Annotated in this window: 14 protein-coding genes and 1 rRNA gene; 3 read left to right on the top strand and 12 right to left on the bottom strand. The window is 42.0% G+C overall.

Going from position 1 to position 12,321, the window contains the following annotated elements:
* Positions 1-74 precede the first annotated feature (74 nt).
* The 3 genes from PU629_RS08700 to PU629_RS08690 all read right to left on the bottom strand — a co-directional run bounded on the left by PU629_RS08700 (position 75) and on the right by PU629_RS08690 (position 3,130).
* Positions 75-1,635 (bottom strand): 16S ribosomal RNA (locus PU629_RS08700).
* Positions 1,636-2,132: 497 nt separating this feature from the next.
* A complete protein-coding gene (locus PU629_RS08695; protein ID WP_275283879.1) occupies positions 2,133-2,534 on the bottom strand; it encodes a DUF3888 domain-containing protein in 402 nt (133 codons plus the stop codon).
* Positions 2,535-2,707: 173 nt separating this feature from the next.
* Positions 2,708-3,130 carry a VWA domain-containing protein gene (locus tag PU629_RS08690; protein ID WP_275283878.1) on the bottom strand — a complete coding sequence of 141 codons (423 nt, stop codon included), beginning with the start codon at positions 3,128-3,130 and terminating at the stop codon, positions 2,708-2,710.
* Between the two features lie 266 nt (positions 3,131-3,396).
* Between PU629_RS08690 and PU629_RS08685 the strand changes: the two genes are divergently transcribed.
* Positions 3,397-3,867, top strand: coding sequence for a hypothetical protein (locus PU629_RS08685; RefSeq protein WP_275283877.1), 471 nt, complete (start codon positions 3,397-3,399; stop codon positions 3,865-3,867).
* A 39-nt stretch (positions 3,868-3,906) separates the two neighbouring features.
* Here PU629_RS08685 and PU629_RS08680 read toward each other — a convergent pair whose 3' ends face one another.
* The 7 genes from PU629_RS08680 to PU629_RS08650 all read right to left on the bottom strand — a co-directional run bounded on the left by PU629_RS08680 (position 3,907) and on the right by PU629_RS08650 (position 9,291).
* Positions 3,907-4,632 (bottom strand): DAHP synthetase I family protein, encoded by a 726-nt coding sequence (locus PU629_RS08680; protein ID WP_275283876.1) that lies wholly within the window; start codon positions 4,630-4,632, stop codon positions 3,907-3,909.
* Positions 4,633-4,714: 82 nt separating this feature from the next.
* Complete coding sequence (locus PU629_RS08675) at positions 4,715-5,101, bottom strand: Clp protease ClpB (RefSeq protein ID WP_275283875.1); 387 nt, start codon at positions 5,099-5,101, stop codon at positions 4,715-4,717.
* A gap of 55 nt (positions 5,102-5,156) precedes the next feature.
* Positions 5,157-5,651, bottom strand: a complete 495-nt coding sequence (locus PU629_RS08670) for a VanZ family protein (protein ID WP_275283874.1) — start codon at positions 5,649-5,651, stop codon at positions 5,157-5,159.
* Between the two features lie 462 nt (positions 5,652-6,113).
* The gene (locus PU629_RS08665) at positions 6,114-6,590 is read right to left on the bottom strand and encodes a GNAT family N-acetyltransferase (protein ID WP_275283873.1); all 477 of its coding nucleotides are present in this window, start codon (positions 6,588-6,590) and stop codon (positions 6,114-6,116) included.
* A 42-nt stretch (positions 6,591-6,632) separates the two neighbouring features.
* Positions 6,633-7,613: a DMT family transporter gene (locus PU629_RS08660; RefSeq protein ID WP_275283872.1), complete on the bottom strand. Its 981-nt coding sequence runs from the start codon at positions 7,611-7,613 to the stop codon at positions 6,633-6,635.
* 26 nt (positions 7,614-7,639) lie between these two features.
* Positions 7,640-7,951 (bottom strand): hypothetical protein, encoded by a 312-nt coding sequence (locus PU629_RS08655; protein ID WP_275283871.1) that lies wholly within the window; start codon positions 7,949-7,951, stop codon positions 7,640-7,642.
* Between the two features lie 44 nt (positions 7,952-7,995).
* Entirely contained in the window at positions 7,996-9,291 is a 1,296-nt protein-coding gene (locus PU629_RS08650) for an MFS transporter (RefSeq protein ID WP_275283870.1), read from the bottom strand.
* Between the two features lie 218 nt (positions 9,292-9,509).
* Here PU629_RS08650 and PU629_RS08645 point away from each other — a divergent pair, with 218 nt between their 5' ends.
* The gene (locus tag PU629_RS08645; protein ID WP_275283869.1) at positions 9,510-10,499 is read left to right on the top strand and encodes an FTR1 family iron permease; all 990 of its coding nucleotides are present in this window, start codon (positions 9,510-9,512) and stop codon (positions 10,497-10,499) included.
* Between the two features lie 307 nt (positions 10,500-10,806).
* On the opposite strand, the gene PU629_RS08640 is transcribed toward PU629_RS08645, so the two are convergent.
* Positions 10,807-10,986: a DUF4158 domain-containing protein gene (locus PU629_RS08640; protein ID WP_275283868.1), complete on the bottom strand. Its 180-nt coding sequence runs from the start codon at positions 10,984-10,986 to the stop codon at positions 10,807-10,809.
* Between the two features lie 118 nt (positions 10,987-11,104).
* On the opposite strand from PU629_RS08640, the gene PU629_RS08635 reads away from it, so the two are divergent.
* A complete protein-coding gene (locus PU629_RS08635; RefSeq protein ID WP_275283867.1) occupies positions 11,105-11,716 on the top strand; it encodes a transposase in 612 nt (203 codons plus the stop codon).
* A gap of 180 nt (positions 11,717-11,896) precedes the next feature.
* On the opposite strand, the gene PU629_RS08630 is transcribed toward PU629_RS08635, so the two are convergent.
* Entirely contained in the window at positions 11,897-12,208 is a 312-nt protein-coding gene (locus PU629_RS08630; RefSeq protein WP_275283866.1) for a hypothetical protein, read from the bottom strand.
* Between the last annotated feature and the right edge of the window lie 113 nt (positions 12,209-12,321).

Here is a 12,321-nt window from a genome sequence, read left to right as displayed (position 1 = left end):
CGATTTCGAGTGTTCACACACTCAAAACCAAACAAATAACCAAAAGCACCTAACGCTAAGAATCGTTTCCTTAGAAAGGAGGTGATCCAGCCGCACCTTCCGATACGGCTACCTTGTTACGACTTCACCCCAATCATCTGTCCCACCTTCGGCGGCTGGTTCCTTACGGTTACCTCACCGACTTCGGGTGTTACAAACTCTCGTGGTGTGACGGGCGGTGTGTACAAGGCCCGGGAACGTATTCACCGCGGCATGCTGATCCGCGATTACTAGCAATTCCGGCTTCATGCAGGCGAGTTGCAGCCTGCAATCCGAACTGAGAGTGGCTTTATGGGATTCGCTCGACCTCGCGGTTTCGCTGCCCTTTGTACCACCCATTGTAGCACGTGTGTAGCCCAGGTCATAAGGGGCATGATGATTTGACGTCATCCCCACCTTCCTCCGGTTTGTCACCGGCAGTCACCTTAGAGTGCCCAACTGAATGCTGGCAACTAAGATCAAGGGTTGCGCTCGTTGCGGGACTTAACCCAACATCTCACGACACGAGCTGACGACAACCATGCACCACCTGTCACTCTGTCCCCCGAAGGGGAAAGCCCTATCTCTAGGGTGGTCAGAGGATGTCAAGACCTGGTAAGGTTCTTCGCGTTGCTTCGAATTAAACCACATGCTCCACTGCTTGTGCGGGCCCCCGTCAATTCCTTTGAGTTTCAGCCTTGCGGCCGTACTCCCCAGGCGGAGTGCTTAATGTGTTAACGTCAGCACTGAAGGGTGGCCCCTCCAACACCTAGCACTCATCGTTTACGGCGTGGACTACCAGGGTATCTAATCCTGTTTGCTCCCCACGCTTTCGCGCCTCAGCGTCAGTTACAGACCAGAGAGCCGCTTTCGCCACTGGTGTTCCTCCACATATCTACGCATTTCACCGCTACACGTGGAATTCCACTCTCCTCTTCTGCACTCAAGCTCCCCAGTTTCCAATGACCCTCCACGGTTGAGCCGTGGGCTTTCACATCAGACTTAAGAAGCCGCCTGCGCGCGCTTTACGCCCAATAATTCCGGACAACGCTTGCCCCCTACGTATTACCGCGGCTGCTGGCACGTAGTTAGCCGGGGCTTTCTGGTCAGATACCGTCAAGGCGATAGCATTTCCTCTATCACTTGTTCTTCTCTGACAACAGAGCTTTACGATCCGAAGACCTTCATCGCTCACGCGGCGTTGCTCGGTCAGACTTTCGTCCATTGCCGAAGATTCCCTACTGCTGCCTCCCGTAGGAGTCTGGGCCGTGTCTCAGTCCCAGTGTGGCCGATCACCCTCTCAGGTCGGCTACGCATCGTCGCCTTGGTAGGCTATTACCCCACCAACTAGCTAATGCGCCGCGGGCCCATCTGTAAGTGATGGCAGAACCATCTTTTACATTGACACCATGCAGTGTCAATGATTATCCGGTATTAGCTCCGGTTTCCCGAAGTTATCCCAGTCTTACAGGCAGGTTGCCCACGTGTTACTCACCCGTCCGCCGCTCGATCCACAACCATCACCCCGAAGGGATCTGGAAGTTTCACGCGCTCGACTTGCATGTATTAGGCACGCCGCCAGCGTTCGTCCTGAGCCAGGATCAAACTCTCAAAAAAGTGCAGTTTATAAGCACCGCTGGCTTTTGATGGGGACAGATCTCTTCTAAAAAGAGGTCTGTCCCCCTTTGAAAAATATGTTCGTTTGATTCCTAGCGTTAAACTCAAAGTATGACTTTGACTGGCGCTTTTGGTTTTTGTTTAGTTTTCAATGTACGAAACAATCTATTAATCTTTCACTATCAATCGCCGTCTCTCAAAAGCGACTTTAATATCATAACATTTCTTCCAGACGAAGTCAACAAGTTTTTTCTTTGTTAAAACCATCTGTCAGAAGCGACGTTTATCAATATACCACCTTCCATTAAAAAGGTCAACTATTATTCTATAATAAATAATGAAAGTATATAACTTCTTTTAAAAAGGCTGTTTTCATAATAGATTATTGTTTTTTTTTATTACTTCTAAAGACTTGCTATAGAGCGGGTTACGATGTGGTAGCAAGGCGCGGCAACCCACTTTTTGATAATGCCTATTGGCCGCTCTCTTGAGATCTTTTATGAGTTATCCGAATTCTTGAAGTACCATTCTAAGTTTTGCTTTTGTTGTGGTGAAGCAGCGTGCTTATAATCCGTTAACTTTAGTCCATTAACGTCTCGCTTGAACGTTAACGTATCCGTTCCGATATCGTTATGGGCTCCTATGAACGTTTCAATTTGAATCGTTATAATGAAACTTAATCCGCCCTCCATTTTCAAATATAATACTCTACCTCTATAAAACTGAACGCCTTCAAAATCGTAGTTCTCGTTGACCGCTTTGTGGATATCCTCGAACATCAATGATAGCAAGACCTTTTCAAAAGGAAATGGTTCTTTCATAGTTGATTGAGCGGCTGCATCTGAATTTGTTCCAAATAAAAATAACAACAATAAGGTCATTGAAATGATTTTTCTCATTTAGCTCACCTCGATTTATATCATCTCCAATTTTCCTAACCTAATTAAAACTAACTTGTCATTAATTTAATAGGATTTAATGTCACTCTCAATTCAAATAACTGCAATGTTCGAGGGACCTCCACCCTGTTCTTAAGCTACCAATGAGTGTATGACATTATAAGTGTTTTTTATTAATCAATTTCTGAAAACCGAAAAGAGGAAACTTTTTCGCAGATATCGTTGTACATTTCACTAATGCCTTCACTAGATGCCTGGAAGTTAAACGCGTTTCCATTAGAGATTCCGATCATTTCGGCTTCTTTGACTGCATCAATATTAGCTCCCATGAACATAAACTCCCAATCATAGACCTCTTGCTGATGACGAATCATACTTTGGACTTTCTCATAGTCAAATTCGCAACTCGCATTCTCCAAGCCGTCTGTTGTGATGACAAAAATCACTTTGGCAGGTCTTTCTTCTTCTCCCGTGTTAGACAACCGATTTCCAACCTCATTGATTGTTTTCCCGATTGCATCATATAGAGCGGTAGTCCCGCGTACAAAATAGTTTTTTGGGGTAAGCCTTACACGATCGGCTTGAATGCCGTTCACCAAGATTTCATACTTGTCATCAAACAGGACAACTGTGAGAGACGTGTCCCCTTTAAGCCGCCTTTGATTTTCAACAAAAGCATTAAAGCCGCCAATTGTGTCCCCCTATAATCCTCCCATTGATCCACTTCTGTCTAACAAAAAGATGATTTCCGTAAGAGTCTTTCTCATTTTAAAACATCCTCCCCAATCCATGATGCTATAATATTAACCGTAAAACATGTTTTTTTGGTCGCCTGCCAAGCGACAACGAAGGAGGACATTGAATGTTGAACCAGGGACTGCTGCAGGAATTACAGAACTATATTGACAAGCGATTCGCACTTTCAGCCACTCGACCTATCCTTTGTAATGAGCCTTTTTTAGAAGATATTCAGGACTATATCAAAACGAACCGGAGGCCTGCATTCAACCAACTCCTGTTGAATTTAATTGATCAAAAAGGGTACAGTGATCCCACTATATATAAAAAAGCCGGTATCGATCGCCGCCATTTTTCAAAAATACGGTCGAATTCGAACTACCGGCCTGGAAAAGATACCATTATCTCATTAGCCTTAGCACTTGAACTAACTTTAGAGGAAGCCGAAGACCTCTTATCTTCGGTAGGTTACTCTTTTTCTGACAGCGAACCTTTCGACTTAGCCATTCAGTTTTGCATAGAAAGACAAATTTATAAGTTAGATGACGTCAATCTAGCTTTAGACCACTTAGAGCTCAAAGTTCTTGGAGATTAGCCCACCTTGTGGCACGTTTGAATACGATCGATTTCAACCTTAACCATTCATCGCTGCATTTATCAGTTCATCTTTTTTTAGGCAAAAAGTGGCTGTTTGAGGTTGAAAATGATCATGCTTATAAGTATAAGTAATGACAAGTTCACCCATTTGTCCCCCGGCTGAAGAAACTTCCCCTCCAAGCCTCGCTATTAAGTGATGGTTTCGAATTTCATAAGTGATCCGATTTCCAAATATCACCTTCTTAAAAAGGTGTTTAGGGGCTAAGGCTCTCAGGTCAACGGTATAAGAGGTCCCATTTATCTTGATTTCCGCTTGATTACGGTGGACGGTTGATGTGACGTTTTTTCGAATCCACTTGATGGGATCCATAACCTCTGTTTCAAATGGGACTTTAACCGCACTATCCCCGATTTGTCTTCTCTCGTACTGAAAGACATGAACCTCTTGTACAAAAACACCCGTCTCGGTTCCCTTTGTCAATAGAATGACCAATTCCTGTTGACCATCCCCGTTTAGGTCATCGGTTTGTATTTGCGGGGCAAAAGCAGGGTTCGTTACATTTTTCCAATCCTGTTCTACGATCATTCCTCCATTAAATTTAAGGTAAAAATCCCGGTAAAGACCTTCCCTTTCTTCAGCATAGAGTGTAATCCCCGCTTTGTCAGATCGGGCAACAATGGTATGCCCTTGTATTTGGGCTTCTGTTTTTATCGGGAAATTTAAGAGACTGATCACTAAAACAATCGAAAAAAGCCGCTTCAAGAACATCACCTCAAAAAGTAATGTTCCCAAAACGGTGCTTTTTATCGTTCAATTTTCATTTAGTCTTTAATAGCATGCGCGCTTATTGCGTCTCTTGGTCTTCATCATGATGATCATTTTGATATTGAAGCCAGAGGTCCACCTCTGATTTTAGGAATCTCTCCTGTCCATCAATTTTTAAATAGGGGAGAAATTCATAGGTATCATAGCTCTCGTCGGCCAATTCAGCTTTCTTCGCGGCGTCATCGGAAATGATTTTATCAATGGTCTTTTCACTTATTTGAAGATACACAGACAATTGTTCTTTAGTCATGAGATTGGGATTAGGAATAGACAAAGGGGTTGGTTTCTGAACCGTGGTTTTTGATTTTGTGACAGGCTGCTTAAAAGTATCCTTTACAATCAGAGCCGCTACGACTAGAGAAATCCCCAAAATTAAGGAACTCATTGGATAAATAATGGATCTCATGGACATCCTCCCTTAAACTAGGCGCTATAAATGAAATGAGGCCGTACTATACACCTCACCTCTCTAAATTTTTGTTTTCGTCGATATATCCTCTTGTCTGCTTTGATAAAACAAGCTTTAAAAGGCCAAAGCCAAGTACCGCGCCCAGACTATTACAAATCACATCATTAATATCGACTGCGCGAAGGTCACCGATTCCAAAAACAATTTCTATGAACTGAAGACTTTCAATACAGATAGAGGTTACTAGACCAATTAAAAACATTTTAAGCAACTCATTTGTCTTTTTCCACAATAACGGAGCAAGAAATCCTAAGGGCATAAGCAGAATGACATTCCCAATCACATTTTTTACAATGAGTTTGATCATGAAAAAGACATCGCCGTCATAGGCTGTACCGATTTCTTTTACCTCATTTATGATTGGAAGGATAGGTATGAAATTAAGCTTCATGTAAACAAACCGCCTTGGAACAGGCATCCCTATCGTTAAAGGTAAGAGCGTCACTGAAACGGTTAAGGCTATGTAAGTCACAAATAATAATCTCAAAACTTCCCGCCAGCCACACACTTGTCTCCCCTTCTTTCTGCTAAAGAAAAGAATGACCGCCCTAACAAGACTATATATAATTACTATTAGCATTACTACTAATAAACTGCCATTTACTAACAAAAATTCCACTCCCTCTATCATGAACTTGTCCGAGCCGCGGATGATGGAATGAATGAGGCACAGTCTGTTTATACAACACAAAAATACGAAGAAGGTCAAAACCATCCTTTAAGCGGTTCCAAAACCTTAGTAATAGCTTAACATTTTTTTCCTATAAGAAAAGCGTTTCTATTAAAAGAAGCGCTTTATCTTAAAAATTCTATTTAGAGATGCGGTTGACCATTTCAAATTGTGACCACTGCTGATAATTGAGTGGTGTTTGGTCAGGGGGATGATGGCCGATGGCTGCACCAGCGCTCAAAACTATTTTAAAGCGGGCTTCAGGACTTCTTCCTCGTTTTATAAAAATTTTTCAAGCCGGAGCTCATCTCGAATCGGTATTCCATCTTTGCCGATAAGCGGGATTTCAGGCTTTCGTTCTCTTGCTTTGCTGACCGCATTTGTTAATAGTTGGCTCAACACATAACCACGTTTTTGGTAGAATCTAAGTGCCGACAGATTATCATTGGTTGTGATTAGGGTAATCCTAAGACAGTGACTGTATCGAGCTTTTTTTTCAACTTCTTTAAGAAGGGCTGTTCCGACGCCTTTTCCTTCTTCAATGCTGTCCAGCGATATAATTTCAAGTTCCTCACCTCTGATCTGATAGGTGATGAGGCCCACGATTTCTTCTGCCTCATTCAGCCACACATAGCCATCTAACTGACTGCAATCAAAGACACCGCTTGAAATCACCATTTCAGGCGAGCCCCAATGCTCTTCAAAAAACCGACCGACCAAACCTCTTATTCCCTCGTGAATGGCTGCTACTGGCATCGTTAACCTCCTGCACCTGTTCAGATAAACCATTTGCCGGCCTTACCTCTGAGATATTTTCGAACATTCGTTACTCTGTCTAGCTGGTTTTCGAAAGGCTGACTGCAGACTGTGCAGAACCATTCCTATAACAACGAAACAAAGCCCGATGGCCCCGTATGCAGAAATCGCTGTTCCAGGAATTAACAGCCGTTCGCCGGCCCATGTAAATACCACTTCTCCAGACTGAGTTGCTTCAACAATCGCTAACTGTTGAACATCTTGGGCCAAATCGGTGGCTGTAAAAAACAAAACCGTTGCGATCACTCCAGAAAAAAGCGCAACAATAAGAGATTGATAGGTTTGACCGCGACTCGGCAAGCCTACGTGAATGAACTGATAGAGAGACAGAAGGACCCATAATGGGAGGCTGGCAATCGTCATCCCAAGTGTCCGTTGATAAGCATCCAGCCGTCCTTCACAGAGCGCCATCATTTTTCGGTTACCAAGCGGATAAGCAAAAGTAGCAATCAGAACGGGAAATATACCTAAAAGGAGCGACCTTAAGGGCATTTTGGATGCTTGAGAAACCTCCATAATTATTATTCCCGCTAAAATAATGAGGGACATGCCCATATTCTTAAAAGGGATGTTTCGCCGCACTTTGAGCAAGCCTTGATCGGTCTTGACCGTCTCATAAAAGAAAGGGACTAACAGAGAACCGGCTATTATAGTAAATTGCCAAGTTCCTGCCACAAGCCAGGCCGGACTGAAAGCCGCCGCAAAGCAAAGCGGCGCATAAAACAGGCCAAAGCCAACAAAGCTCCACAGCAGCCATTGCCATGGATGTTTGTTCATCTCAGTAAATAAGGGGACTATGTTTCTTCTGACCAAAACAATGATCAATAAAAGCGGCAGCATGAAAAAATAGCGGAGTGACGCGCTCCAAATCCAACTCCCTCCACCATCACTCATGATCCGATTAAGCACAAACGTCACAGCAAAGAAAAAGGACGCTAAGAGTCCTAATAAAATAGCCTTCATGTCCATTAACCTCCATGATGCTTCTCCTAGTCGATTTGAAAATTAGTTACTTTAATAATGTATTTAACGAAGGCTAGTTTGCCCAATTTTTTCACTGGGTGCACAACCGTTTTCGTGCGCAACCGGACCTTGCCCACCATTTTCCCGGGGCGCACCGCTTTTTTCGTGTGTAAGCGAGCTTTGCATACTATTTTCCCCAGGCACACCACTTTTTTGCGGGCAAGCCTGCCCATCACCGCCACGCTCTTTTCGTGGATGAGGAGCGAAAACGATCGCCCATTTATTACAAAATGAGTTAAATCCATATTATCATTTTTTTCAAAAAGTAAAAGCACCAAAAAGAGCGTTTTTCACCTTATTTATGAAAAACGCTCCAAGCCTCTTAGTCTTCTGTTATCGCCGCCATCTTTACCAAAAGGTCATCTGCCTGCTGGCTGTCATCATATTTCCTGGCTTGTTTAGGCAGTATAATAATGTAATAGAGTCCCACCGCCACGAGACAGCCGCCGACCACCCAAAATAGTTCATTTATTGACAATACAGCTGGGAACATGATAGCAATTCCTCCGAGGGTCAGCGTCTGTGAAAACATCATGAGCGGATCCACACAGCCTTGCACCCTTCCCATCATCGTTTGGCTGACAATACTCGGCAACCAGCCGCCGATCGCAACATTTATAAAGGGCAGAACCAATGACAGGAGGAAAATCATCGTAAAAAAAAGAATGAGATTCGTCATCAAAGAGGCTAAAAACGTAAAGACGCCTGAAAATAAGACTCCAACAGAAATCATCCAATGCATCTTTATTTTAGTACCGACCATAGTTGCCAGCACACTGCCGATAAGAAGGCCGCCTCCAAAGACGACACCTAACCAGATCGTCATCGCCTCATAACTAGTTGGGGCGAGCTTATACTTCAGAATATAAATCGGCATGACACTGAAACCGCCGTTTACAACCCCAAAAAGGATAAACCCCACAACAATCGATAACAAGAGTTTGTTAGAGACGATATAACGAATGCCCGCCTTAAAATCTTGTAAAACAAACCTTGCATTGAGATCCTTAACTTTATGGGGACCATTGGGTAATCTAGCTTCTTTAGATAGCTTACATGAGGTAATCAAAAGCGCTGAGACAATAAAGCTGATCGCATCGACTAAAATCGCTCCTTGGATGCCCACTGTCCAGTACGTAATGATCCCAAGCCCGCTGCCAAATAAATTAAATAAACTATTCGTCATTTGGTTTAATCCAGCTGCCACTTGATAATGCTCTTTTGAAAGCACCCCTTGCACAATCGCGGATTCGGCGGGAACAAAGAATTTAGAGACGCTTTCCCGTAAGAATAGGATTAAAAAGATGGTGGGAATCCACCCAAGCCATAAAGCACCGATTAGCCCAAAGGACAGGACTGCACGAATCCAATCACTGTTGATGGTAATCCGTTGACGATCAAGGCGGTCAGCTACAACCCCGACTATAAAAAATAAAAATAAAGTCGGGAGGGAATACATCATTTCTGTCAGAGTCGCATAAAAAGGCTGCGTACTAAAACGATGAAGCAGGTAAAGTGTAAACGCCGACATGCCGATGACACTGCCCATTCTTGAGGCAAAAGACGCAATGAACATCTTTGTAAAAGTCTTATTTTTAAAGACTGCAAATGCTTTCATGTTTGATCTCCTATTTAGTTTATATTTTCTAATTATTATCTTAACTGACTAAACTTTCCATCAAAACCGTCGTTAGTCTTAAAAAAAACAGACTCAGGTCCCCTTGACATTTTTTTCAGAATTTTAACTTGACAGTGAAGACTGTCCTCTTTTACAATGAGAATGTATTGATAATGAGAATGATTATCATCTTCACTTACATATAAAGGAGGATCATAATGATTAAGAAAGCAGTGAATGTCAAAAGCATTCTAATAGCCTCTGCGATATTGATTGTTCTAGCTGTTATCATCTGGCAAGGCATCTATTTCCATGGAAATCCGGATCCTACCGCAAAGAATCTTTCACCCTTTGCTGCCACTGTAAATACAGCCATTCTTGTTTTTCGTGAAGGTTTGGAAGCCATCCTTGTTTTATCGGCCATTATTTCCGGCCTCGTCCGCAAAAAACAAGATACGCTCTGGAAGCCGATCTCCCTTGGTGCTGGTGCCTCCTTAATCGCAACAATCGCGACTTGGTTTATTGTCGTTGCCATCATATCAGCTGTTAATACCTCTGAGTTAAATATCCAGGCGTTCACAGGAATTTTGGCCGTTATTGTCCTTCTGATTATTTTAAATTGGTTCTTTCACAAGGTGTATTGGACCGGCTGGATCAAGCTTCACAACCAAAAGAAGCAGAAAATTACCTCTAGCCAAGGTGACATGGTTCAAGCCGCAACATTCTGGTCGCTGTTTATCTTAGGATTAACCTCCGTATATCGAGAAGGTTTTGAAATCGTCTTATTTCTTCAGAACTTGAGATTAGAAGTGGGGTCTATGATTGTTCTGCAAGGAGCACTCATCGGGTTTGCTTTAACTTTAATAGTTGGGGTGCTAACCTTTCTTGCACAGAAGCGGTTACCGCATAAGAAGATGCTGATTGCAACAGGCATTCTCTTAGTTATCGTTTTAGCAGTCATGGTCGGAGAAACTGTTCAAGAAATGCAATTAGCCGGTTGGATGAGTACGACAACCATTGCCCATCTCGACATTCCTAATTGGGCTCAAGTTTGGTTCTGTGTCTTCCCTACAGTTGAAACGATGACGTTCCAGGTACTCGCTGTCGTCTATGTTTTAGGGTCTTATTTCTTACAGCGCTACCTCACCAAAAGAAAAGCCGTCAAACACAATCTTATACCAACCCACCAATTAAGTCCGTCAAAATAAAATGAATGGGAGGCAGTCAGGCAACTGGCTGCCTCTTTTTAATGGCGATCTGCTTGCTCGATTCAAAGAATTAAACCGCGCGTATTTTTTCACTAGAATAAAAAACCGATTAGTCAGTTTTAATTAATTTTAATCTCTCCTTTATGTCCTGTCAATACGCCATCCACAGCGGTCTAATATCGTTTTTCTGAACCGGCGGGCAGCGGCCACCCGCTTGAATTGTTGCTTTTGCCAATTAGACAAAGGATTATAAATCAAGTTGTAGACTTTTTCCTCTGCACGTCTCCATGTCTCCCATACCAATCTTTCAATGGCTGTCATTGCAGGAGGGATTATTTTTTCTTTTTCTCAATTCCTCAAGTGTTAACCTTATTAAATAGATAGCATTTCCATTTTCGAGGGCATGGGGAAAGATAGTTCGAGAAATGACACGGTAGGTTTTAGCAGTAAAATTAGAAAATCCAAAGTGTTTTCGTATTTCCTCCATATGCTCATGTCTTGTTTGTTCTCAGTCGGAATATAGCTACGTGCCATAAAGCTTCATTCCTCAAAACAATCTGCCTTCACTTTCTGATATCGTCATTAGTTTAAGAGTGAATAAATCGGTGAGAGAACTCACAAATCTTGATGAAATTCATGAGTCTTTTTTACATAGAAAACTCGAAAAGATACCCTTAGATCTTATTAAAAACTTATGCTTAAGATCCATGGAACAAGTGAGTTTTCACCACCAAAAAGAGATTCCATTTCCTAAAATCGGAAAATTAAACCTAGTCGATGCAAGCGAGATTAGTCTACCTAAAAAAGCTGGAGAATGGGCGTACGTTCAAAAAGACAAGAACTCAATCAAAGTCCATATGAGTTATTGTTTAATCAATAGTCAAAGTGCCTATCCAGAGAAATTCATCCTTTCAACAGGGGCTGTATCGGATAAAGAAGGGGTGGACTATTTGGTGATCGATAAGGATACTACCTATGTCTTTGATCGAGGATACATCAAATATAAAAACTTTTACATATGGGTAAAAGAAGGCTATCTCTTTGTCGCTCGAGTCAATGCAAACTCCAAGGTGAAGGTTCTTGATGAGCTCCCTGTTCCAGAAAAGGCTGTTGGGATTTTAAGAGATTGTGAAGCCGAAATAAACGTTCCCAAAACCTGTAAGTTGTTTGCAAAGCTAATGGGTGTAGCGCTGGTTTTTGCGCTGCATGGAGACTAGCGGTGAGCGTTAGTTAAATATGATACTATTTGGAAATGATAAAATTGTTATCAAAAAAAGGCTATATGAAAACCATGATTATTCTGCTTAGTGTAGAAAAATCATGGTTTTCACTTCCAAAAAATGTATTAGAGAGGGTTTTATGTCAAAAAGCTGGTGGTACCCCCATAAGTGACTTTTCTATTTAAAATATTTATTTAGTTGACTTGGAATCTTTGAATTTAAAGAGATATTATTTTTTTCGTCATATAAAGAGCCACAGATCCCCGTATTTGCAAATGTTCGCACATTATTCTTCAGTGAAACAACATTTATCAAATAGATCACTGATCTTTTTGATAAACCTTGACAATTATACTTCCCATCCTTCATTACATTCTTTTCTGCTTTTTGAATTTTATCTATTAAACCCTCCATATCTTTACCCGTTAATTTTTTTACTACTGGATTACTGCTTTCCGGGGTAGATTTATTAATGATGATAAAATCCACTTGGTTTTTATCAATCTCGGTATATTCTTTTTTTTGAGAACACGCTGATACAGTTATACAGAGTATACAAACAAGTACGTATACAAATGTTTTTTTTATTGTAATCACCTCAA

The organism is Pullulanibacillus sp. KACC 23026, assembly GCF_029094525.1.
In the GTDB taxonomy this organism is placed as follows: domain Bacteria; phylum Bacillota; class Bacilli; order Bacillales; family Sporolactobacillaceae; genus KACC-23026.
This window is presented reverse-complemented; position numbering and strand designations above follow the sequence as displayed.